The 23736-nt window shown below is 57.3% G+C and carries 23 protein-coding genes and 1 tRNA gene; 3 read left to right on the forward strand and 21 right to left on the reverse strand.

Annotated features, from left to right (window positions below):
* Positions 1–539 precede the first annotated feature (539 nt).
* The 21 genes from AC3B8H_RS06115 to prmB form a co-directional block, all read right to left on the reverse strand.
* A tRNA-Thr gene (locus AC3B8H_RS06115) sits at positions 540–615 on the reverse strand.
* 58 nt (positions 616–673) lie between these two features.
* Positions 674–1516 carry a sulfite exporter TauE/SafE family protein gene (locus AC3B8H_RS06120; RefSeq protein ID WP_488440727.1) on the reverse strand — a complete coding sequence of 281 codons (843 nt, stop codon included), beginning with the start codon at positions 1514–1516 and terminating at the stop codon, positions 674–676.
* Positions 1517–3967, reverse strand: a complete 2451-nt coding sequence (locus tag AC3B8H_RS06125) for a heavy metal translocating P-type ATPase (protein ID WP_488440728.1) — start codon at positions 3965–3967, stop codon at positions 1517–1519. It abuts the gene before it with no gap.
* A gap of 69 nt (positions 3968–4036) precedes the next feature.
* Positions 4037–4651, reverse strand: a complete 615-nt coding sequence (locus tag AC3B8H_RS06130) for a hypothetical protein (RefSeq protein ID WP_488440729.1) — start codon at positions 4649–4651, stop codon at positions 4037–4039.
* A gap of 93 nt (positions 4652–4744) precedes the next feature.
* Complete coding sequence (locus AC3B8H_RS06135; protein WP_488440730.1) at positions 4745–4933, reverse strand: hypothetical protein; 189 nt, start codon at positions 4931–4933, stop codon at positions 4745–4747.
* Between the two features lie 121 nt (positions 4934–5054).
* Positions 5055–5249: a heavy metal translocating P-type ATPase metal-binding domain-containing protein gene (locus AC3B8H_RS06140; RefSeq protein ID WP_488440731.1), complete on the reverse strand. Its 195-nt coding sequence runs from the start codon at positions 5247–5249 to the stop codon at positions 5055–5057.
* A 102-nt stretch (positions 5250–5351) separates the two neighbouring features.
* A complete protein-coding gene (locus tag AC3B8H_RS06145) occupies positions 5352–5561 on the reverse strand; it encodes a hypothetical protein (RefSeq protein WP_488440732.1) in 210 nt (69 codons plus the stop codon).
* A 246-nt stretch (positions 5562–5807) separates the two neighbouring features.
* On the reverse strand, positions 5808–8813 hold the full coding sequence (locus AC3B8H_RS06150; protein WP_488440733.1) for a hypothetical protein: 3006 nt from the start codon (positions 8811–8813) through the stop codon (positions 5808–5810).
* Position 8814: 1 nt separating this feature from the next.
* On the reverse strand, positions 8815–10167 hold the full coding sequence (locus AC3B8H_RS06155) for a tetratricopeptide repeat protein (protein WP_488440734.1): 1353 nt from the start codon (positions 10165–10167) through the stop codon (positions 8815–8817).
* A 2-nt stretch (positions 10168–10169) separates the two neighbouring features.
* Positions 10170–11135 carry a lysylphosphatidylglycerol synthase transmembrane domain-containing protein gene (locus tag AC3B8H_RS06160; RefSeq protein WP_488440735.1) on the reverse strand — a complete coding sequence of 322 codons (966 nt, stop codon included), beginning with the start codon at positions 11133–11135 and terminating at the stop codon, positions 10170–10172.
* A gap of 65 nt (positions 11136–11200) precedes the next feature.
* Positions 11201–12358: a lipid-A-disaccharide synthase gene (lpxB, locus tag AC3B8H_RS06165; RefSeq protein ID WP_488440736.1), complete on the reverse strand. Its 1158-nt coding sequence runs from the start codon at positions 12356–12358 to the stop codon at positions 11201–11203.
* A gap of 50 nt (positions 12359–12408) precedes the next feature.
* Positions 12409–13506, reverse strand: a complete 1098-nt coding sequence (locus AC3B8H_RS06170) for a DegT/DnrJ/EryC1/StrS family aminotransferase (RefSeq protein WP_488440737.1) — start codon at positions 13504–13506, stop codon at positions 12409–12411.
* A 10-nt stretch (positions 13507–13516) separates the two neighbouring features.
* Positions 13517–14455 carry a Gfo/Idh/MocA family oxidoreductase gene (locus AC3B8H_RS06175; protein WP_488440738.1) on the reverse strand — a complete coding sequence of 313 codons (939 nt, stop codon included), beginning with the start codon at positions 14453–14455 and terminating at the stop codon, positions 13517–13519.
* Between the two features lie 171 nt (positions 14456–14626).
* Positions 14627–15391, reverse strand: a complete 765-nt coding sequence (kdsB, locus tag AC3B8H_RS06180) for a 3-deoxy-manno-octulosonate cytidylyltransferase (RefSeq protein ID WP_488440739.1) — start codon at positions 15389–15391, stop codon at positions 14627–14629.
* Positions 15388–15579: a Trm112 family protein gene (locus AC3B8H_RS06185; protein WP_488440740.1), complete on the reverse strand. Its 192-nt coding sequence runs from the start codon at positions 15577–15579 to the stop codon at positions 15388–15390. Before AC3B8H_RS06185 ends, kdsB begins: the two co-directional genes overlap by 4 nt.
* Positions 15572–16570, reverse strand: a complete 999-nt coding sequence (gene lpxK / locus AC3B8H_RS06190; RefSeq protein WP_488440741.1) for a tetraacyldisaccharide 4'-kinase — start codon at positions 16568–16570, stop codon at positions 15572–15574. The genes AC3B8H_RS06185 and lpxK overlap by 8 nt, the downstream gene beginning before the upstream one ends.
* A complete protein-coding gene (locus AC3B8H_RS06195; RefSeq protein ID WP_488440742.1) occupies positions 16567–17001 on the reverse strand; it encodes an ExbD/TolR family protein in 435 nt (144 codons plus the stop codon). The genes lpxK and AC3B8H_RS06195 overlap by 4 nt, the downstream gene beginning before the upstream one ends.
* A complete protein-coding gene (locus AC3B8H_RS06200) occupies positions 17001–17615 on the reverse strand; it encodes a MotA/TolQ/ExbB proton channel family protein (RefSeq protein WP_488440743.1) in 615 nt (204 codons plus the stop codon). Before AC3B8H_RS06200 ends, AC3B8H_RS06195 begins: the two co-directional genes overlap by 1 nt.
* A gap of 34 nt (positions 17616–17649) precedes the next feature.
* On the reverse strand, positions 17650–18807 hold the full coding sequence (locus AC3B8H_RS06205; RefSeq protein WP_488440744.1) for an MFS transporter: 1158 nt from the start codon (positions 18805–18807) through the stop codon (positions 17650–17652).
* The gene (aroC, locus tag AC3B8H_RS06210; RefSeq protein ID WP_488440745.1) at positions 18808–19896 is read right to left on the reverse strand and encodes a chorismate synthase; all 1089 of its coding nucleotides are present in this window, start codon (positions 19894–19896) and stop codon (positions 18808–18810) included. It abuts the gene before it with no gap.
* Between the two features lie 2 nt (positions 19897–19898).
* The gene (prmB, locus tag AC3B8H_RS06215; protein ID WP_488440746.1) at positions 19899–20828 is read right to left on the reverse strand and encodes a 50S ribosomal protein L3 N(5)-glutamine methyltransferase; all 930 of its coding nucleotides are present in this window, start codon (positions 20826–20828) and stop codon (positions 19899–19901) included.
* A gap of 73 nt (positions 20829–20901) precedes the next feature.
* Here prmB and AC3B8H_RS06220 point away from each other — a divergent pair, with 73 nt between their 5' ends.
* From AC3B8H_RS06220 to AC3B8H_RS06230, 3 genes are all read left to right on the forward strand, one after another.
* Positions 20902–21780: an HDOD domain-containing protein gene (locus AC3B8H_RS06220; protein ID WP_488440747.1), complete on the forward strand. Its 879-nt coding sequence runs from the start codon at positions 20902–20904 to the stop codon at positions 21778–21780.
* 27 nt (positions 21781–21807) lie between these two features.
* On the forward strand, positions 21808–22152 hold the full coding sequence (locus tag AC3B8H_RS06225; RefSeq protein WP_488440748.1) for a hypothetical protein: 345 nt from the start codon (positions 21808–21810) through the stop codon (positions 22150–22152).
* 78 nt (positions 22153–22230) lie between these two features.
* Positions 22231–23442, forward strand: a complete 1212-nt coding sequence (locus AC3B8H_RS06230; protein ID WP_488440749.1) for a hypothetical protein — start codon at positions 22231–22233, stop codon at positions 23440–23442.
* The last annotated feature ends 294 nt before the right edge of the window (positions 23443–23736 follow it).

Here is a 23736-nt window from a genome sequence, read left to right on the forward strand (position 1 = left end):
ACACTGCAAGCACTCTGAAAATTGGTACTTATGTGGTTCTGATTCTTCACCGGCCCCATATTCTCGTTCCGCGAGAACCTTGGCTTGGACCTTCGCGCCACAGTATGGGCAGTGGATGAATGTAGAAGCGGCCATATTAAGAAGACCTAACGAATGAAATGAACTCTCCCGCCCAGAGCGGCGGGTAATGTGTCAGATTGAAGGAACTGTATCCGTTCAATCAACAACTCAGGAGAGTTAGGCATGAATCTTACAACCATTGGAATCGACTCGGCCAAGAACACGTTCAGTTTGCACGGAATTGGCATTGAATCAGATTAAGCAACAGTCGGCAACGGGTCGCTTGCTGCCCAACGCTTTCTAACCGTTACCCTGAACCCGATCCGAGTGAATGCTGGGGATTCGGCGATGAAGGGCATCAGTAGTCGGTAACTGAAAATTACCACGAATTACCATCGAGCGCTTTCTCTCCTGGTGACTCCTTGGTGACTCCAAATAAAAAAGGCCTAGGTGAAAAATACCTAAGCCTTTGATATATATGGAGCTGGCGATGGGACTCGAACCCGCGACCGGCTGATTACAAATCAGCTGCTCTACCAACTGAGCTACGCCAGCAAATTGGCTCGCCATTATACAAAAAACGGCGATGTAATCCAGAAATTTTTGCGGCTCCCTACTTGTTGCGTATGCTGTCTATCATGCCTGACAAATAATCCATCATGTTCTTTAAGAAGGCTATCGCCAGGTCGAGTTGGGTTTGGAGATAAAACAGGAAATGACTGTGGTCGAAATCCTGGTCCATGTAAAAGCTGACGCCGTTGTTGATTGTGTTCAGGCCCATCACCAGCATGATCACGGCGGCGGCCTTGAACATGAAGCCGCGCAATTTGGCGCTCATTTTGCCGAATGCGACGCTGATGAACAGCATCATCGGCAAGGTACCGGCGCCAAACGCCAACATTAGCGTCCCGCCCTCCAACACGCTGCTTGCAGTCGTGGCTTTGACCGCCATCGCGAACGTCAGCATGCACGGCATCAAACCGTTTAACAGTCCGGCGATGATCGAGCCGACAATGGGGCCTTTTTGATTGGCGGTCGCGTAGCCTTTACGCAATACGCCCAGCGGGATCAAGCGCATGGAGCCCTGCCAGGGTATCCAGCCCAACACCCCCATCGCCAAGGCAATGACGACCAAGCCCATCGTAATTTGCAACACGCTCTGAATTTTGCCGAACAAGCCACTGGAAATCAGCACGACGCCCAAGGCGGCGGCCACCATGCCTATCGTCGCGTAAACCGAAATCCTGGCCACCTGATAAGCCAGATAAGGCCAGTAGCTTCGACTTTTGCCGGCCTTCATGAAAAAGCCGGACACCAAGGCTCCGCACATGCCCAAACAATGTCCGCTACCGAGAAAGCCCGCCGCGAATGCCAGGGTGTAATCAAAACCGCTGGCGGCCGCCATCTCGGTCATGCCATGCATCGCATGATCCATGCCGTGCATTTGGTGATCCATTTATTTACTGAGTCTGAGTGAATTGACGATGACCGACACTGAGCTCAACGCCATGGCCGCGGCGGCGATCATCGGGTTGAGTTTACCCATTGCAGCCACCGGAATTGCGATGGTGTTGTAGCCGAATGCCCAAAACAGGTTTTGTTTGATCACCCTAATCGTGAAAGCGCTGAGTTCGATTGTATCCGTGACTTTGCCAATATCGCCTTGCACCAAGGTCAGGTCGGCGGATTCTATCGCGACGTCGGTACCGCCGCCGACCGCGAAACCGACATCGGCGGCGGCCAATGCCGGCGCGTCGTTAATGCCGTCGCCTATCATACCGACATTCAGGCCATCGGCCTGTAATTGCCGAATGATTCGTAGTTTGTCATCCGGCTTGGCCTGCGCCACCACGTCCGCTATTCCGACCCGGAACGCAATGGCGTAAGCGGTTTTGTCGGTGTCGCCGGTGACCATCATGGTTTTGATGCCCATTTTATGCAGACGCTCGATCGCCTCGGCGGCTTCGAGTCGCGGGGTATCGGCGATCGCGAATACCGCGGCTTCCTTGCCGTCCACCGCCATGAACACCGGAGTCTGGCCCAGGGCGGCCGCGCCGTCGGCGGGTTCCGCCAAGCCATGCACTTCTACTTGATGACTTTGCAGCCAAGCTTGGTTGCCGATCAGCAGTTTGTAACCGTCCACTTCGGCGCGGATGCCTTGCCCGGTCTCACTGTAAAAATACGCGCATTCATGCAAAGCCAATCCCAGCTCATCAGCGTGTTTGACGATGGCCTTGCCCAGGAAATGTTCGGAGTTGTTTTCGGCGGACGCCGCCAGCATCAGCAATTTGTTTTCGGCGATGCGCGTGACTTTGTGGATTTTGACGACTTTAGGCTTGCCTTCGGTAATCGTCCCGGTTTTGTCGAATACGATCGCGTTGAGCTTGCTGGCAATTTCCAGGCTCTCGCCGTTACGAATGTAGACGCCTTGCTTGGCCGCCTGCCCGGTGCCGACCATGATCGCCGCCGGCGTCGCCAAACCCAACGCGCAGGGACAGGCAATCAACAGCACGGTAATTGCATTGCCGAACGCCAGGCCGAACGGCGCGCCGACGATCAACCAACCCGTCAGCGTCAAAGCGGACAAGCCGATAACGGCCGGCACGAAGACCGCCGAAATCTTGTCTACTTGCTTTTGGATCGGCAGTTTCGCGGCTTGTGCCTGATCGACCATGTGCACGATGCCGGCCAGCACGGTATTCATGCCAACGGCGCTGGTCCGCACCTGCAATACGCCGTTGCCGTTAACGCAACCGCCGATCACCGTATTGCCGGTCACTTTGACGACCGGCATGCTCTCGCCGGTGATCATCGATTCATCGACCGTGGAAATACCGTAGATAACCACACCGTCGGTCGGAATTTTTTCGCCTGGACGCACCAGCAACACGTCGCCGACTTGAATCTCGTCGACATCCACCCGTCGCTCTTCGCCGTTTTCGGTCAACAAGGTTGCGGTCTGGGGTTGCAGATCCACCAGTTTGCGGATCGCTTCGCCAGCTTTGCCCCGCGCCCGTTCTTCCAGATAGCGCCCCAGCAACACGAAGGTGACGATGGCCGCCGCCGCCTCGAAATACACGTGGCTCCGCCGGCCGAATAAGGCCGGCAGGCTGTAACCGTAAGCCGAGCCGACGCCCAGCGCGATCAGGCTATCCATATTGGCGGCACGCTGCTTGGCCAGCCGATAGGCCTTGACGAAAAACTGGCTGCCGGTACCGAATACCACTTGCGTGGTCAGGGCAAATTGCAACCAGTGCAGCCAGACACCGGTACGCATCGTCATCGCCACCGCCACCACCGGCGCGGTCAGCAGCCCTGCCCATACAAATCGACGCCGGGCCACGTCAATTCTTTGCAACTCCTTTTCGATCAATTTTTTCCGCTGCGAAAGGGTATCGACCTGCAAGGCGGTGTACCCGAGTTTTTCGATGGCCTGGATAACGTCGGACTTGGTTAAGCAACCTTGAACATTGACCGTTTCGGTGGCGAAATTGACGCTAGCCTTTTTAATGCGCTCGTCGCGGTTCAAGACCATTTCGATCAATAGCGCGCAAGACGCGCAGCTCATGCCTTCCACCGCCAAATCGATGTCGGCCAAAGGTCCTTCAGGCAATTTTTTCTTGTCGGACTTACCTAGCGGGCGCTTGCTGGCAATGTTGCCGAGGACGGCATCGAGCAAAATCAGCAGATTTTTGGCGGGGAGCCGACTCGAGTCGAATTCTATCGCGACCGAACCGATCGCAATCACCGAGCGTACTCGTTTTATTTCCGGTCTTTTTTTAAGAAGGATTTCGAAAATGTAACTACGTTCGGGGTCGCCGACCAACACCGGGGTAATGATTCTGATCCGGTTGCGTAATTGGTGCCGAACCTCAAAATGCCGATATGGGTTGTTATCGGTAACCATTAAGACTGCACTCCTAGATATTACTGACCAAAGAACCCCGCGCACCGCGCCGGGCCACGACCAGTCGACTTATTTGGGCCTGCGGGATCTGACCAACAAGAAAAACATATAAAACACCGCCAGCCATTCGTAGCGGTGGGTCCACGGCCTTGGCAGCCATTGCTGGGTAATTCGCGGCCAGTGTGCCTTGATTAAATACAACACCAACACGTCGTTCAGAAAGTCGATCACGGCTTTCTCGGGATCCTTGAACAAGGCTTTCGGCCCCTGGCTACTGAGTTTGCCAAGGACTTTGGCCGCTTCGACGGTTTCCCGGCCCGCCTGAACTTTCTCACCGAACCAAGCGCCAACCCTTGTATTTTTAAGCCGCCTCTTAATGCCGAGAGCCAAACGGCCGGCTGACTTGGTCACGGGGATGTCGTCGAAACAGCCTTCAGCCTCCAACTCCGCCAGCGCCGTGTGCATCGCCCGCGCCAAACCGTTAAAGTCGCAAACCGCTTCTTGAAAACGGATCGCCAACTTACGTTGGCCGCGGAACAAATCGACTGCCAGGACACCCGGCAATTCGCGAATCCGCTTTACCAACGCAACGGCGGCCATTGGCCGACAAGCTCGCTCGGGTAGTTGGAAGCGCAGGTGACCCTCGTGGCGATAGCGCAGAACAAATTCTCTTTGTATAGCCATATCAATGAGATAAAAACAAAAACGGGCGACGCCTTGGCCGGCTGCCGCCCGTTTTTAACACAGAATCGAAGAACCGGGTTCGCATCAACGCGATCAATTCTCTTCTTTGGCTTCGGCGACGATGTCTTCCAGCGTTTCCTTTTGATGCAATACGAAATCCTTGCCGGCGTCGATAGTCTTTGCCGCACTGGCCACGATTTCTTTTCGGTATTTGTATACGAAATAACCGGCAACCATGCCGGCGCCGAACAGTAAAACCGGGTGTTTTGCGATTTTGCTCATCAATTTTCCTCCAGTGTTGACGGTTGCGGTAGCCAGTGTTCCCGCGACAACCTGCTTACTCATCGACGAGTCGGGTAAACGCGCCTGCTTGTCGTGATTGTGCGCCATAACGATCCTCTGGTTAGCTCCGAGTAGGTTGGGACTTGTTGTCGTGGTCGTCGGGCACTATCAGCTCCTCATGAAGCATCTGAAAAATGCCCTTACAACCCTCGCAACAAAACTGTTTGTCGCCGTCGATGGTTTTAAGTTCGAAACCGCTGACTTCGACAGCCAGTCCGCACAGATCGCAATTTTTACCGTTTTCGTTCGTCACCATGTCTTCCAATCCTAAATAATTCCTTGCCGGAAACCGTAAGGGATTATAAACGCCTCATTCCGTGACGGGTAATGGATGACAAAAATACTCGCACTCGGTCGCTCAACGCCCACCACGCGCGGCTTTACTAGAGGCCTTCATCAACGCTATCCGCAACGCGCCGGTCAAGCTGGTACTTAACCCTAAACGCATTGCCAAGGCCGGCACTAGAATCATCGAAGCAATTGCCAGCCCCGCGCCCAGGACCAAACCACCGGTGTTCAGGTGTTGAGCGGTGGTTTCGTAATTCGTGACGATCAATTCTTGCGCCATGTTGCTACCTCTGATGGAAAAGTGAAAAACACTATTTCCAAAAAGAGCACAAACAATGCCACAAGCCAAGATATTGACTTTTATAGAAAAAAATCAAATGCCTTAAAAAACGGTAAAAATTTTAAGCGATATGCCGCAAAAATATTATGTCATTTAACATAGTTTAGCAAACGCTTTTTCTCGCCCCAACTTCAGTCCCGTCAAAGTTTTTGCCTTCATCGCCATCGTTCCCGAGCCGGCAGGAACTCAATACAACCCTCGTCCGGCGTCCCATAACAGTACCTTGCCGCCAAAGAATTCGTAGCGGACCTCGCTAGTCCGCTCCAAAAAACCGAGCAGTTCGTCGGACATTTTCTTGCTTTCCATCTCGTCGGTAATCACCCAAACCCGTCGATGCTGATTGAACAAGCGTTTCAATTCATCGAGGTTGGTGACCAGCTTGCCACCCGCCCAGCGATCGACGACTTGACCTTGAACCGAGGCGTGCCGGTATACCTCGTCGAAGGATAAGGTTTCCATCAAATAATAATCGACACCGCCCATCACAATCGCCGCCGACATCGGCGATACCGTCAAGATCTTATCGTCGGGCAATTTCTGCGCCGCGATATAGTGATAGGCGGTTTCATGCCCCATGTTAATCGGCCGCGAATAGGCGTTCACCAGTGCCAGCGGATCGGACTGAAACGGTACCAGCGCCAGCAGCAATCCAACCACGATGGTTCGCCACCGGTTGCGCAACACCTCGACCGTACCGCTATTTCCGAAAAGGCGCTCCGCGAGCGCATCTATCCAACCACGGCCAGTCAATACCGCCAATACGATCAAAAATGGATACAACGGCGACACGTAGCGATTCGCAATCTGCATGAGCAGTACCGACGCGACGAATGCGCTGACAAAGGCCAGCAAATACAGAGTGACGATGGCCGGGTCGGATTTTCGTCCCCGGAACCAATACCAAAACCCCGAAACCACCAGGACGCTGTAAGCCAGCGCCATGCGTTGGTTGCCCAATAAAAACAAATTGACGAAGACATGCGGATTGATCAAATGCAGCTTCATGATCGAATCGCTGGAGGTGGCGATTCCGACGTGCGGGGTCAGGCACAGTATCGTAAAGATCACCATATCGGCGATCGTGACCGTCATCATCGTGGCGAATCCGATCAGTATCGACCGATCGGCGCGCCAGTCGAACGGCTTGTAATATAAAAATCCGGCAATACAAAACGCCGGAAAGGTAATCACGAACACCTCCTGACTCAGGGCCGTCGCGGTGCAGAATACGAAGAACCAATGCTGATAGCGGCGGCCGTCCCGCCAGATGAAGCCCCGTAAAAACAGGTAGACGCTGACCACGCCCAAAAACTGCATGAACTGGTAAAAACGGATAATCCGCGAAATAAAGATCTGCCAGGGATCGAAGGCCAGCAATACCGCCACCAGCAGCGCCAAACCGCGCCGTCCGCTGATTCTCAGCGTCAGTAAATACCCGGCGACCACCACACCCAGCCCAGGCACGATCGACAAGCCCCTGGCGATTTCCTTGCTGTCGCCGAAGACCGCCAACCATAAGGCCAGCACGTAATGGTAGAGTGGCGAACGGGTGTACAACACCCCGGACACGGCTTCCGGCGACAATCCTTTCAGGATGCCGCGCGAAGCGTCCCAACTGACGTTTTCGTCCGCTTGTAAATCGTCGAAGCCAATCTGGTAGTAACGCAACGCGAAACCGGCCACTAAAGTCAGCCCTAGCCATAAGCGAGCATCGCTGGCCCGCCGCCAAGCTTCCGGCCACGACACCTTAAACGCCGGGCGGCGTAATATCCACCAGGACAACCCTGTCACCGCCGGCACCCACCCCAGCCAAAACGGCCGCCATATCGGGTCCTCCAACCAAAGAACACTGTCGGTCTCGCCGTAGCGGACCCGCAACGCGATCAGCATCAACGCCGCAATCGCTCCGATTGCCAATACCCCGGATGACCCACTCGCCGCCGCTCCGGACCCGAGACGGAAGACGCGGGTCGCCAACCAACAAGCACCGGCCGACACCAGCCACAGCCCCAAAAACTGAACCATCCAGTCAACATCGATCGGCGCGGAGGTTTGCAGTTTCAACGCCCCCAAACGGCTGTCGGCCGACAACGTCGCGGCCGCGACCCATTGCCCCGCGCCCGACAACCAATCGGGATGCGCCTGAATCTGGGTTTGCCAATGCAGACCGCCGTCGAGCACCCGCTGGCCCAAACGGCCGTCAATAAACAAAACCGGCGGACCGGCATCACTATTCGGCCTGACCACCCGCACGCTGAGCCGACCTCGATCCGCCGCCAGAAACCGGGTCAAGTCGAAGGCTTCGATGCCGTCGCCGCCGCCGGCACCCACCAACTCATCGTCCCAAAACAGGTGGTACGGCCAATCGCAGCCGATTCTGACCCAGGCGGAACCGCCCGCGACTTGGCGCAAACCGTCCAGTTCGGTTGTCAGGCGCATATCGCCGGCCAACCAAACGCCGGACAAACCCCTTTCGGCACGCGGCGTGGTCCAGATCGTCGGATCGATGGGCGCATAGACCGGCTTCTCCAGATCCCCCAAAGGCCGCGCGGCCGGCCACTCCCTTTCGTTGTAGCCGGGCTCGAAAAAGCGCTGGCCGGTTAAATTGGCCGCGACACCCACCGCTCGCCAAGCCTCGGCGCGACCGTCGATTTCAGCGCTCAGTCCCTCGCCGTCGGCCCCACCCTTGATCGCCAGACGCGGCAGGTGTTGCGATTGCACGTAGACCACCAAGGTGTTCTCGCCGGGCAGCAAGTACGGGGTGATGTCGATATAGTGCAAGACACGCCATTCTTCATTGGCGGCGCGTTGCGAGGTCGGGTTGCGCGGCATGTCCCAACTGTGAGGAACTTGGCCCTGGGCGCGATCGGAAAAGCGGGTTTGAAACGGCAAGGAGGCGTTGATCGAATATTTGTTCCAAGACACTACCCGGCCGTTCACCATCAACTGGTAGTCGTCGGCGGCCAGTGCCACCCAGCCGTGTTCAGGCTTGAACGGCAAACGCCAAGTCTGCCGAAAATAAGCACGCCGTTCGGCCTGTTCCGCTCCCATCCAACCGTCGGGCATTTGATCCCGAACCGGACCGTAGCGTATCGGAAGCAACCAATTCGCCAGACACAATGCGATCAACAACGACGCGATCAGCAAGCCGCCCAACGACGGCAACAGGCGCCGAATCCCGTTCATAGCCATATTATTTCCAACTGTCCGGTGTCAGGTACTTGGTGTAGAGGACATGAGCCGCCACCGGGTCGTCGCGCCGAAACGCCGCCCAGCTTTTGGTCGCCCAGTATTGTCCGGAAATCGTCATCTTTCGGAAATTGACGAACTTCTGCAACGCGACCACTTGATTGATCGACTCGGCGGCCCGATCGAATTGTTTGTATTTCAGATAGACCAGCGATAATCCGTACCAAGCCATCGCCGAGGTCGGCATTTGTACCAGGGTTTTGTTCCACAGTTCCTCGGCCAAGCCGTACTGGCCGGCATTGTAGGCCTGTACGCCGTATTCGAGAAAAACCGCGGACAGCCAGTACCGATAGGCCGGCATCTCGACCAAACGCTGGGTCAGCGGCTCGCCGGCCAATTGTTCGGCGCGCGCGTAATTGCCGGTTCTGACTGCTTTGGCCAGTTCGAACAAGGGCCACTCCCGGCAATCTGCGCATTCTTTCGCCAACGCCATTTCGCCCAAATCGGCGAAATACGGCAAGGCATAGTCCACGCCCGGATTCCAGAACGCCGCCCGCCGCCAATCTTCGGCCGCATCGTGCCAATTTCCCGCAGCATAACGGGTTTTACCCTGATCGACGTAGTAATAAGCCAGCCATTTGGGTATTAACAAGCCGGCCAATACCACCGCGAATATCGGCCACATCCTCGGCGATCGTGCGGCCTCGGCCGAAACCGGGATGAGCCAACGCGCCGGCAATATCGTCAAAACCAAGCCCAGAATCGCAAAAATCCAGCCCTTGCCGACCGAATTTAAAAACTCGTTCGAGTAACCAAGCACGTTTTGCAGGACATGGGTCTGATATTCCGGTAACGCCGCCTTAACGCCCCATTCATCCTCGAACACCGTGGCGCTCAGCGTGTCCGGCGGCATCTGGGTCATTATGGTCCGACTCTCCCGCCAGTCGAACTGTTGCCAGTTCAAACCGGCTTCCATGTCATCCACCACCCTATCCACTTGGCGGTAAATCACACGGGTATCCAACCCGTACTCCGGATACCAGTGATTCATCACATAGGGAAAGGCCAGCGTTAACACCAGCAACAACCAGCCGGCGCCAACCACCCGCCTACGGAAAACAACAGTCCCGCGCAGCGCGGCAATCGCCAAGCCCGCATAGCAGAGCAAGCCGGCGCGCACCGCGAATTCCCACCCGATAGCGGCGTGCTCTCTCAGCTCCACGCCCGCGTTTCCGAAACTGGACATCGCCGACGACGGCACCGAATACCAGCCGGCCTGAACGCCCAACAACACGGCCAACCAACCGACCGCGAACAAATAGTAATTGCGAGGAATCAGGGTCAGCCGGGCCAGCATGCTCAAATTGCCTCGCGAGCTTCGCCGGTCTTTTGGCGCTCGAACATCATCAGGCCACCGAACAGACTCAGCAGTAAATTGATGCTGTAGACACTGAGTGAAATGGACAATACGTCGGCGCTGGATACCCCGACCGAGCCGAACAATCCGATCATGACGCCCTCGCGTATACCCAATCCGCCTATCGACAGCGGCACCATCGTTACGATGGTAATCGCCGGTAAAAACAGAATGAAATAAATCGGATCGACTTCGATATGCAAGGCCTTGGCGGCCAAGGCATAGTAAATCGCGAACATCAATTGCAATACAGTCGATACCGCCGTCGCCCCCAACAAGGTGCGCCGATGATTGCGGAACGAATACAGCGCCATGTACAACTGGGCGATCTTTTCGCCCAAGGCCTTGGGAAACAGTTTCTTAGACAACCACAGGTTCAGGCGGGCCATCGGCGGGCACCAGATCACCAGCATCAGCAGCAACAAAAACAGCGCCGATCCGGCCACCGCAAAAAGCGCGATCTGCGATTGCAATTTGACCAGATTGAACGGCGATACCGCGACCGCCAATACCGTCAAGCCCACCAAACCGGTTAAGCGCTCCAAAAATACCGAAACGATGGCCAGATTCGGGTTGTTAATGGTTTTATGCAAGCGGTAACCCTTGACGATATCGCCCCCCAGACCGCCGGGGATGAAATTGTTCAAGAACATGCCGACCATATAGAACTTGAATAAGCGATAGACCGAGACTCTGGCGCCTTCGGCAACCAGAAACAGTCGCCAACGATAAGCCGAAATCCATTGGCAAATCGCGTAATAAACCCAGCCGAACACCACGAACTCCGGGCCCAAGTTGGCGATGCGCCCGACAAACTGATCGATGTCGGCCACGCTGAACAAATAAGCCAGCAATCCGCCGCTAATCAACAACTTAACGATAAAACCCAAGGTTTTCTTCAATCTCATGTTCCGCTTCCGTCGGTGTGCGAGAAGGTAAGCCTTCACGCGCTGATAATAGCCCAAAAACCGCGCTAAGCCCCGGCCTTCAACATTTCCCATGCCAGCGCGGCCATGTTGGCGGAACCGCCGCCCTCGCCCAACGCCTGCTTGACCAAGCGCAATTCGCCGATTTGGTTTTCTCGATACGCGCGATCGGCCAACAAACGCTCTACTTCGGCCGCCAGATTCTCAGGGGTCAAGTCGTGCTGAATCAGCTCCTTGACGATGGCTCGCCCGGCGATGATGTTAGGCAAGCCGATGAACGGAATTTTGACCAAGCGCTTACCCAACCAGTAGCTGAATGCCGCCAACCGGTACACGATGACCATCGGCACCGTCAGCAACGCGATTTCCAAGGATGCGGTACCCGAGGTGGTCATCACCGCGTCGCAGCATTGAATCACGTCGTAAGCCTGTTGTTTTACCACATGGATCGTGACACCGGCATGACTTAACGCGGCTTGGATTTGCCCATCGTCAACGCTGTCGGCCTGGGGCAGCAAAAATTGCGGCTCGGGCTGGCGCCGGCTCAGAATGGCGGCCGCGTCCAACATCACCGGCAACATGCGCTTGATTTCGTTACTCCGGCTGCCGGGCAGGATGCCGATGACCGGCCGGCGCGGGTCCAGGCCGAATCGGCTGAAATCTTCGTCGCGGCCGCGCAACGGTTTCACTTTATCGACCGACGGGTGGCCGACGTAACGCACCGGCACGCCCTCGGCTTGGTAATAACGGGTCTCGAACGGAAAAATCACCGCCATCATATCGATGGCTCTGCCGTAAGTCTTCACTCTACCCGGCCGCCAGGCCCACACCTGCGGACTGACGTAAAACAACACCTTAACGCCCTGCCGCTTGGCGAATTTGGCCAACTTCAGGTTGAATTCCTTGTAATCGACGCAGACCAGCAAATCCGGCTGTTCAGCCGCGACCAAGGCCTGCATCGTCTTTAACGCCCGGCGGATTTCCCGGTAATGCTTCAGCACTTCGACCAGACCGATCACGCCGATGCCGGACGAATCGTAGCGGATGTCGATGCCGGCCTCCCGCATCGCGGTGCCGCCCATTCCCACGCCGCGGACGGCCGGATCGATCGCTCGCATCGCCTGAAACATGTGGGCCGCGTGCCGGTCGCCGGAGGATTCGCCGGCGCTGAACAGCACCGTGTAGGTTGGATTGGAAGCGGTCATGAATGCCGTCAAGACGGGCCGAACGGCGTTCGGCCCAAGCCGCGAGCGGATCAGTTGGCCAACGCGCCGCGAATCACGTCGGCAATTTCGGCGACGGTGTCGTCAGCTAAATTGGAGCAGATCGGCAGCGAGAAACACTTGGCGGCCACCGCTTCGGTCACCGGCAACGACAGCCCGGCGCAGTCGTCCTTGAATACGTTTTGCTGGTGCAACGGCACCGGATAGTAAATCGCGCTGGAAATTTGCCGATCGTACAAGGCCTTCATCACCTCGTCGCGGCGCTCGCATAACAAGGTATATTGATGATAGACATGCACGCCGACGCCGTCCTCGAACGGCGTCGCCAACGGCAAATCGGCCAGCAACTTGGAATACAAATGCGCAGCGTGCCGACGGGCGGCGTTATATTGATCGATGCGCTTGAGCTTGGCCCGCAATACCACCGCTTGCAATTCGTCGAGCCGACTGTTGTAGCCGACCACGTCGTGGTAATAACGGACTTCGGAGCCGTGGTTGCGGAATTGCTTGATCTTGGCGGCGGCTTCGTCGGACGAAGTTGTCACCAATCCGCCGTCGCCGAAGCAGCCCAGGTTTTTGCTGGGGAAAAAGCTGAAACCGGCCGCGTCGCCGTAGCTGCCGGTCTGGCGATTGGCGACGGTCGCGCCGAAAGACTGGGCGCAGTCCTCGATCAGTTTCAGACCGTGTTTGTCGCAAATGGCCCGAATCGCCGGCAGATCGGCCGGCTGGCCGAACAGATGCACCGGCATCACCGCCTTGGTTTTCGGGGTGACGGCCTGTTTAATGGTCTCCGGCGTGATATTGAAGGTGCCCGGATCGATATCGACGAACACCGGCGTCGCGCCGACGTATTTGATCGCCTCGGCGGTGGCGATAAAGGTGAACGCGCTGGTAATCACCTCGTCGCCCGGACCGATGCCGTGCGCCAGCAAGGCCAAATGCAGCGCGTCGGTGCCGGAGGCGCAGCCGATGGCGTGCTTGACGCCCAAATAGTCGGCGGCTTCTTTTTCAAACGCTTGGACATTGGGGCCCAGGATGAACGAGCAACTGTCGATCGTCGCGGCCATGCCGGCTTCGATTTCGTCTTTGATGTCGGCGAACTGCGCCTTCAGGTTGACCATCGGAATCATCGCAAGCCCTCTAGCGTTGGATTAAAAAGTGACTGATTTCGATCGCGGTGGCCAGTGCCTTGCGGCCGGCTTCGCCGGGCACCAGCGGATTGTCGCCGGATTGCACGCACGCGACGAAATGTTTGATTTCCTCCAGCAAGGCGTCGCCGTTTTCGAACACAGACTCTTCGGTGACGATTTCCGGAATACCGGGAAACATCTCCTTGTCGCCGGTCTTGTGCTTGATCAATACCCGATTTTGAAAATCCACCGAGATATAGGAGCTAGGCCGGAACATCCGCATCTTGCGTTCCATTTTCATGCTGATCCGGCTGGCGGTGACGTTGGCGACGCAGCCGTTCTTGAAGGTAATCCGGGCATTGGCGATGTCGGTGCCCTGGGTCAGCACCGAGGTGCCGCTGGCGTCGATTTTCTCGATTTCCGAATCCACCAGCGCCAGAATGATGTCGATGTCGTGGATCATCAAATCCAATACCACGCTGACGTCGTTGGCGCGCGGATTGAACGGCGACAAGCGGTGAGATTCGATGAACAGCGGCTTCTCGTCGAGTTTTTCCAGACCGCGCACGGCCGGGTTGAAGCGTTCCAGATGGCCGACTTGCAAGATCACCTGCTTCTCGCGAGCAATTGCAATCAATTCGTCGGCTTCCTCGACCGTCACCGTAATCGGCTTCTCGACCAACACGTGCGTGCCCGCGTTCAGGAAGTCCTTGGTAACCTGATGGTGCAGAATGGTCGGAACGACAATGCTGACCGCATCGACTTTACCCAACAATTCCCGGTAATCGGTAATGGCTTCGACGCCATGTTTTTCCGCCACCAATTGTGCCGCTTCGGGATTGATGTCGACGACCGCCACCAACTCGCAGTCCTTCAACGACGCGTATTTTTCCGCATGAAATTTCCCTAAATATCCCGCACCGATCACGGCACACTTCAGTTTACTCATAGACAACCACACGTTAATTGCAACTTCCCGGCCGCCATTCCGGCGACGGGCATAAAGCCGTGTATTGTACCATTAGAATTAGGCTTGAATCAGCCAAGCTGTAGACCGCTGGCGGCGAGCGGCGGTCGCGAAGCAACTCGCCGCGCGACGCAAGCCCAATCGGCGCGACGGCTAAACCCGCGCCAGTCGTGCCACGACCCGCCGCAAATCCTCTTCGGTATCAACGCCGGCCTCTGGAATCTGATCGACGATCTTGACCAAGACTTTCTCGCCGTGCCACAGAATACGCAACTGCTCCAAGGCCTCGACGCTTTCCAGCGGCGACACCCCCCAACCGCAATAGCGCCTCAGAAAGCCCACGGTGTAGGCGTATAGGCCAATGTGACGAAAATTCGGCAACTCGGCCGCCGCCACATCGTGGCGATCGGGGAAGCTTGCGCGGTGCCAGGGTATCGGCGCCCGGCTGAAATACAGCGCGTAGCCGTCCTTATCCAATACCACTTTCACCGCGTTGGGATTGAAGATTTCGGCGGCCGTAGCGATTTTCGCGGCCAGGGTGGCGATGCCGGCCAGGCCTTGACTCGCCAGAGCGGCGGCCGCGTCGCGAATATAGGCGGGCGGTATCAGGGGTTCGTCGCCCTGCAGATTGACAACGATCTCCTCGTCCCGCCAGCCGAGCTTTTCCGCCACTTCGGCGATGCGTTCGGTGCCGGATTGGTGATTCGGATCGGTCATCACGGTTGGTATACCCAACGCGGACACGGTATCGAAAATGCGCCCGTCGTCGGTGGCAACCACGACTTGCTCGGCATCGGCTTCCAGCGCCCGCTGGCAAACGTGGGCGATCATCGGTTTGCCGGCGATGTCCAGCAGCGGTTTGCCGGGCAAACGGGTGGATGCGTAACGCGCCGGAATCACCACTTTGAACGCGGTCATTTGCGCAAGGCTTCCGCTTCTTCGAAACTCAATTCGCGGGCGTCGTCTTCCAACATCACCGGAATGCCGTCGCGGATCGGGAAGGCCAGTTTATCGGCCTTGCAGATCAATTCCTGCTTGTCCTTGTCGTAGATCAGCGAGCTTTTGCAGATCGGGCAGGCCAAGATCTCGAGCAATTTTTTATCCATGGGCTTTGTCTTTGAGTAGTTTGAGCAATTGTTGAGAGAAGGCGTCCGGCAATTCGGCGGCAATCGGCAGATACCAGAAATTCGGCCGGGCCAGGCGCCGGCATTTGACCGCGTCTTTCTCGGTCATGATCAGCGGCCTATCGTCGCCGGCCAGATCGGCGGCGGTGTAGGCATGATGGTCCGGAAAGGCTAAACCCGTGCAATGCAATCCGGCGGCGGCCAGTTGCCCGAAAAACCGCTGGGGGTTGCCGATCCCGGCGACCGCCCGGCAATCCCGGCCGGCGAAATCGGCCAGCGGTCGGCGTTCGCCGGACTGCAAATTCACCAAAACCTCGCCTCGGCACTGCATGGCAATCTCGCCTTCCAGCAATTCGCCGCCGCCATTGACGACGACCCAATCCGCTTGCTTGACGCGTTCCGGCGGTTCGCGCATCGGCCCGACCGGCAGGCAATAACCGTTGCCGAAGCGGCGCTGACCGTCGATCACGACGATTTCGACATCGCGCGCCAACGCATAATGCTGCAATCCGTCGTCGGATATCAACACGTCGCAGGCTTGCTTGGACAGCAATTCGCGGCCGGCCGCCGGCCGATTCACGCCAACCACTACCGGACAAGCGCAGCGCGCCGCCAACAGCACCGCCTCGTCGCCGACTTGGGCCGGATCGCTATCGACCGTCACCCAGCGCGGTTTGTCGTCTTTGGCGCCGCCGTATCCGCGGCTGATCACGCCGGGCCGGTAACCTTGGCTCTTCAGTACCTCGACCAGATAAACCACCAGCGGTGTCTTGCCGGTGCCGCCGACGGTGATGTTGCCGACCACAATCACCGGCACCGGCAGTTTGACCGTCTTCCAAATGCCGACCCGGTACAACCAGCGCCGCAGACGAATCGCGTCCAGGTAAAACATCGATAGCGGCATCAGCCAGGCGGACAGATACATTTCCTTGTACCAGGCATCCTCGAACCAGCGGATCAGGCGCGCTTTCATCTTGGCTCCGGTTTGTTCACGGCAAAGGTAATATGGTGAAAGCCCAGTTGGTTGGCGATGTCCAGCGCGCCGACCACGGCCTGATGCGGCGCCTTGCCGTCGGCGCTGATAATGAACGGCAGCAAGCGGGTTTCGCCGGCCAGTTTGGCGAGTTCGGCCTTTAAGCCGTCCGGGGTTTGGTTGACCAGCTCGTGGAATTGATTGTCGTCCCCCGCCAGCGCGTAAACACCCTTGGCGTCCACGTACAGATTGATTTCCTTGCCTTGCGGCTGGGTGTCGTTACCCTGGGCCTCCGGCAGATTGATCTTCAGTTCGGAATGATGGCGGAAGGTGGTCGCCACCATGAAGAAAAACAGCAGCACCAACAGCACGTCGATCATCGGAATCAAACCGATATCGACCGGAGCGCGGCGCTTGCGGCGAAAATCCATCAGGCTTCCTCCCGCGCGCCCTGCATGATGTCGATCAGGCGCAGCGATTCCTCTTCCATCCGCACCACGTGGTCGTCAACCAGGCGCTCGAAATAGCGATGAAAGAACAGGCTGGGAATCGCCACCGTCAAGCCGGACGCGGTGCAGATCAGAGCTTCGGAAATGCCGCCGCTCAACACCGCCGGATCGCCCATGCCGCCGACCGCGATGTCGGAAAACACCCGGATGATGCCGTCCACGGTACCCAGCAAGCCCAGCAGCGGCGTGATCGACGCAATGCTGCCCAATGCATTCAAATAGCGTTCCAGCTCGTGGGCGACCTGCCGGCCGACTTCCTCGATGCTGGATTTCATGATTTCCCGGCCGTGCTTGCGGTTCACCAAGCCGGCCGCCAGTATCCGCCCGAGCGGCGAGCTCAGTTTGATTCGGCGGATCGCCGCCTCGTCCAACTTGTGCTCGCGATGCAACTGCCAAATGTAGGGCACCAGATCGACCGGCAATATCCGCTTGCGTCTTAGCGACCAAAACCGCTCGCCGATAATCGCCATCGCGACGATGGAACACAAAATGATGGGCGCCATCATCCAGCCGCCGTTTTTGATTACCTCGAACACTCTTTCGCTACCTCGTTGTGAATTCGGACGAATTTTAACCGATTCGCGGCCGGCTTTCGCGGGCAACGCCCAGATAAGCCAGCAGCAAGGCCAGACAGCAAATCAGCGCGGCGATGATGTAAACCAACCGACCGCCCAGCATCTCCCAGAAGTACCCGCTGTAGAGACTGCCCAGCATGCCGCCGACGCCGAAACTGACGCTGCTGTACAAGGCCTGGCCCTTGGCCTGATGGGTTTCGCCGAAATATTGAAACAACAACTGCATCGCCACGACGTGGGCGACGCCGAAGGTGGCGGCATGCAACAGTTGCGCGGCGATGGTCAGCGCCAGCGAATCGACCGCGTCGGCAATCAGCAACCAACGCGCCACGCTCAACACAATTGACGCCAACAACAATCCGCGCGGCCCCATGCATTTCAGCAAGGGCCGCATCGCGACGAAGATCAATACTTCGGCGGCGACGCCGGATGCCCACAGCAAGCCGGTCGCGCTGGCCGAATAACCGTGTTGCTGCAAGTACACCGAATAGAATACGTAATACGGCCCGTGCGCAGCCTGCAGCAACAAATAAACCAGCAGGAAGGCCAACACCGCCGGCCGGCGCAACACTCGCCACAACCCCGTCTCACCGCCGCCGCTGGAATGGCGCGGCGCCGTTTCCGGCGTGATCAACGCGGTCAACCAATTCAAAATCATCAAACCGGCAATGATCAACGGTAAATAGGCGATGCTGAAGTCGTCGACGAACCGGCCTATCCCCAGCACCGCCGTGATAAAGCCGATCGACCCCCACAAGCGAATCCGACTGTAGCGTTGCGGCTCGGCCTTCAAATGAAACAAGGTCGCGGCTTCAAACTGCGGCAGCGTCGCGTTCCAGAAAAAACTGAACATTACCGTGACCGCCGCATACCAGCGGAAGTCGCTACGATAGGCAAAGGCCGCGAAACTGACCACCGCCAGTAACGACGTCAGCCGAATCAGACTCAGATTACGGCCGGTCTTGTCGGCCAACCAGCCCCAATAATTGGGCGCGACGATCTTGGTGGCGACCATCAGCGCGGTCAGCTCGCCGATCTGGTCGGCGGCAAAACCGACCTGCCGCAGATACAGACTCCAGTACGGCAGGAACGAACCGAGCGTCGCGAAATAAAAGAAGTAGAAGCTGGATAAACGCCAGTAGGGAACGGGCATTTAACGCAGGATCGGCAATCCGCAATCGACGTGCAGGTTTTGCGCCCGATGGCGCAGCAAATGGTCCATCAACACCAACGCCACCATCGCCTCGGCGATCGGCGTGGCGCGGATGCCGACGCAGGGATCGTGGCGGCCTTCGGTGACGACTTCGATCGGCTCGCCTTTAGTGTTGATGCTGCGGCCAGGCAGGCGCAGGCTGGAGGTCGGCTTCAACGCGATCCTGGCGACGATGTCCTGGCCGGTGGAAATGCCGCCCAGAATGCCGCCGGCGTGATTGCTCAAGAAACCGTCCGGCGTGATTTCGTCGCGAAACTGGGTGCCCTTGGTGGCGATGCAATCGAAGCCGTCGCCGATTTCCACACCCTTGACGGCGTTGATGCTCATCAAGGCATAAGCCAGTTCGGCATCCAGACGGTCGAAAATCGGCTCGCCCAAACCCGGCGGCACCTGGCTGGCGACGACTTCGATCTTGGCGCCGATCGACTCGCCTTCCTTGCGCAGCGCGTCCATGTATTTTTCCATGTCCGCCACTTTGCCGGCGTCTGGACAAAAGAACGGGTTGTTCGGGATTTCTTCCCAGTCGAATTGTTCGATCTTGATCGGGCCGAGTTGCGACAGATAGCCTCGTACCCGAACGCCGTGCTGTTGCAGCAGATATTTCTTGGCAATCGCGCCGGCCGCCACCCGCATCGCGGTTTCCCGCGCCGACGATCGGCCGCCGCCGCGATAGTCGCGAAAACCGTATTTGTGGTGGTAGGTGTAATCGGCGTGGCCGGGCCGGAAACTCTCGGAGATTTTGCCGTAGTCCTTGGAGCGCTGATCGGTGTTCTCGATCAACAAGCCGATCGGACAGCCGGTGGTCTTGCCTTCGAACACGCCGGACAGAATCTTGACCTCGTCGGCCTCGCGGCGTTGGGTGGTGTGGCGCGAGGTGCCGGGCTTGCGTCTATCCAAATCGATTTGCAAATCGGCTTCGGACAGCTCCAGACCGGGCGGACAGCCATCGACGATGGCGCCAAGCGCCGGGCCGTGGCTTTCGCCGAAGGTGGTGACGGTGAACAGTTTACCTATGGTATTTCCGGACATGGTTACAACGCGCTAGCAAAAAGAGTGTGGTGGGCCGCGACTTGTTGGGCGGTCAGCAAAAACACGCCGTCGCCGCCGCGTTCGAATTCCAGCCAGTGGAAGGCGACGCTGGGAAACATCGTCTGCAAGATTTCGGCGCTGCTGCCGACCTCGACCACCAAGATGCCCTGCTCGGCCAGATATTGGTTAGCATCGGCCAGAATCCGAATCACCAAGTCCAAGCCAGTCTCGCCGCCCTTGAAACCCATCGCCGGTTCGGCGTGAAACTCGGCCGGCAACGCTTGCCATTCCGCCAGCGCCACGTAGGGCGGGTTGCTGACGATGATGTCGTAAGGCTTGACCGGCAGTTGGTTAAACAGATCGGACTGGTATAACCCGACTTGCTCGGTCAAATCGTGTTTCTCGACATTGATGGCGGCCACCGCCAAGGCATCTTCCGACAAATCCAGCGCATCGATTTGCGCTTCCGGAAAGGCATAGGCGCAGGCGATCGCAATACAGCCGCTACCGGTGCACAGGTCCAGCACATTGAACACCTCGGATTCGTCGACCCAGGGCTCGAAGCGATCGGCGATCAGTTCGGCGATCGGCGAGCGCGGCACCAATACCCGCTCATCAACGTAAAACGACAAGCCGGCGAAAATCGCTTCGTGGGTCAAATAGGCCGAAGGCTTGCGCTCGACGATGCGGCGTTCGATCAGGTTAACGACTTCCTGGCGCTCGGACATCGTCAACACGCTTTGCAGATAACCGTCGGCCAAATCGTAAGGTTGATGCAGGGTGTGCAACACGATGGCCGCCGCCTCGTCCAGCGGCGCCGCAGTACCGTGGCCCAGAAAGATTCCGTGCTCGGCGAAACGGCTGGCGCCCCAGCGAATATAGTCTCTGATGGTGGTCAGGCTTGTGATAACATCCGGCGATGTTGTATTCATAGACAATTGGTGATTAAACATAAGCGGCGGATTTTAAACCAATCTCCCGTGCTTGTCCGAATTAAGCGACGCAATGACCGAGGCCTTATCTCCCCCGTTAAACAGCAAACTGGCGAAGAACCGCTTGTACCAGGACTGCTTTAAATATATGCAGTCCGATTCCCTGGCATTACCGACGATTCCCGACGTGTCGGTGAAAATCCGTCGGGCCATCAACGAACCGAGCGCCAACAGCAATAAAATCGCCCGCGTCGTGCAAATCGATCCGAGTATCACCGCGCGCTTGATCAAAATTTCCAACAGTCCGCTGTACCGGGGCCGCCGCCGTATCGAAAGCTGCCCGGAGGCCTTGACCCGGCTCGGCCTGAAAGCCGCTCAGGACATCATCACCGCTTTCGCGCTGAAAGCGGTATTCAATGCTAAATCGCCGGTGATACGCCGCAAGATGCAGGAGCTTTGGGCTCACAGTAGCTATGTCGCCGCGATCAGCGCGGTTCTGGCTCACAAGACGCCCGGCTTCGATCCGGACCGCGCCATGTTGGCCGGTCTGATTCACGACATCGGCATCGTACCGATATTGGCGTATGCCGACCGCCAACCCGAGATTCTGGCCAGCCCCGACGACTTGGCCGAAGCGGTGCGGGAACTGCGAGCGCCGATCGGCGTTCAGATCGTACGCAAATGGGACTTTCCTGGCGATTTCGAGGATGTCATCATTCAGGCCGAAAACTGGTACCGCGACGGCGGCGCTCAGGCCAGCTACTGCGATATCGTGATGATCTCCCAGTTGCACAGTTTCATCGGCAAGCTCGACATCAAGAAAATGCCTAAAATGGACGACTTGCCCGCCTACAAAAAAATCGCCGCCGGCAATCTGGATGCCGATCTGAGCATCAACGTACTGGATCAGGCCAAGGATGAAATCGAACACATCCGCCAAATGCTTAGTTAACCTCAACCCTACTCAAGGAGTCAGCCGATGAAAACCCCGATTCTGTCTTTCAGCCTTTGCGCCCTCGTGTTTGCGGGTAGCGCCGCGGCCGGCAGCTTGTCCGGCGGCGCTTGGCAGCCCGCCGGCTGCGGCGTCAAACCCGACGCGCCGATCATCGACGACAGCGACGTGGATGCCTTCAATAAGAGCATCGCCGCGATCAACACCTGGCAGCAGAAATCCCGCGATTACTTCGAATGCCTGATTAAGGAAGCCAATACCGACAACGCCATCATCGCCGAATCGGCCAATCAGGCTCAGGCCAAATATCGGGAAGCCGTCGAAAAAATCGGCGCCCAAGCCGACGCCGCCAAAAAGAAACTGGACAAATAATTCTCGACGCGCCGCCGGCAAAACACCACTGAACCTCGTCTCATGAACCGACTCGATTGCAAGCCCCTACTTCTAACCATGACGCTGGTAATGGCCGGTTGCTCCAGCATCGGCAAAGGCATCACCGAAGCGATATTGGAAAAGCAGGATCAGGAAGATACCCGTGTCTGCGAAATCAAGGGCGATAAATTCAACGGCATCAAGCCCCAGCTCGAAGTCCCCAACCGGACGATGAAGGTCTTGATGGTGCATGGGGTCGGCAATCATTTGCCCGGCTATTCCACGCAGTTCATGGAAAAGCTGACCAAGGAACTGAATCTGAGCGTCACCAGCAAAAACGTCAAGAATATTCAGCTGGCGGATGCGGCGGCTCCGGAAAAACCGTTGGGGAATTTGCGGATCAACCGCTATCTGGACGCCGGCCAAACCCAAGAATTGCTATTTTACGAGCTGACCTGGTCGGAAATCACCGCCAAGGAAAAAGAAGTGTTGTCTTACGACAACTCCGGCGAACAGTCGTTTCGGCGGGCGGAGGTCAACGATCTGCTGAAAAAATTCTCCAACGATACCGGCCCGGACCCGATCATTTACTTGGGCGAGAAACGCGACGAAATCCTGATGGCCTTCGCCCAGTCGTTTTGCTGGATGATCCACGGCGACTGGAACAGTCTGCCGGACGAGGTACGCCAAGTCTGTTCCACCAAAAACGTCACGCCGTTTTATAACGATAGCTATGCCTTCGTCTCGCACAGTCTGGGCAGCCGGATCACGATAGACGGCCTGCAGAAAATCGCCTCCAAGCTGGGCAACGGCGAAACCGCCGGTTATTACACGGCGCTGACCAATATTCTTAAAAACAAGGAAATTCCGATCTACATGATGTCCAACCAATTGCCGATGCTGCAATTGGGACGCTCGCTGCCGGAAGTCGCCAATCAATCGGCCGCCTATTGCCGGGCCGACGGCGCCAAATACGCCGAGCGCATCATGGCCAAGACCTCGATCATCGCCTTCAGCGACCCCAACGACTTGCTCAGTTACGCGATACCGCACGACTTCGCCAACAAATATTTGGATTCGCGGCTGTGCGTCAACGTCACCAACATCAACATCAACGTCGCCCGGGTCTACGACGCCTTCGGCCTCGGCAAGCTGGCGAATCCAATGGATGCCCACATCGGCTACGACACCGACGACCGAGTCATCGCGCTGATCGCCAAGGGCATCGCCAACCCGCACACCGCCGATATCGTCAACCAACGCTGCCGCTGGACGCAGACCATCGATTGACGCTACCGCAGCCCAAACCAACTGCCGCTCGCGAGTCAGCTTTCGCGTTGAACCCTCAGCGGCTGATCACTTGATCGTTGGCGTTCGAGTTTTCGCCGCCCCAGCCTTAAACTCCGTCGGACGACCGGCAAGTGCTGCATTTTGAACCTGGCTGTCGATTCGGCGGCCGACTCAGAGCCAAATTATCGTCTACAGTTATCTCCCGACCTTGCCGCATACCTCCGGCCGTTCCGGCTAGCCTGACGATTCGCCGTTTACTCAATTCTAAGCGCCCTATGCAGCATTTTTCACAAA

This window comes from Methylomonas sp. BG-2 (assembly GCF_057766305.1).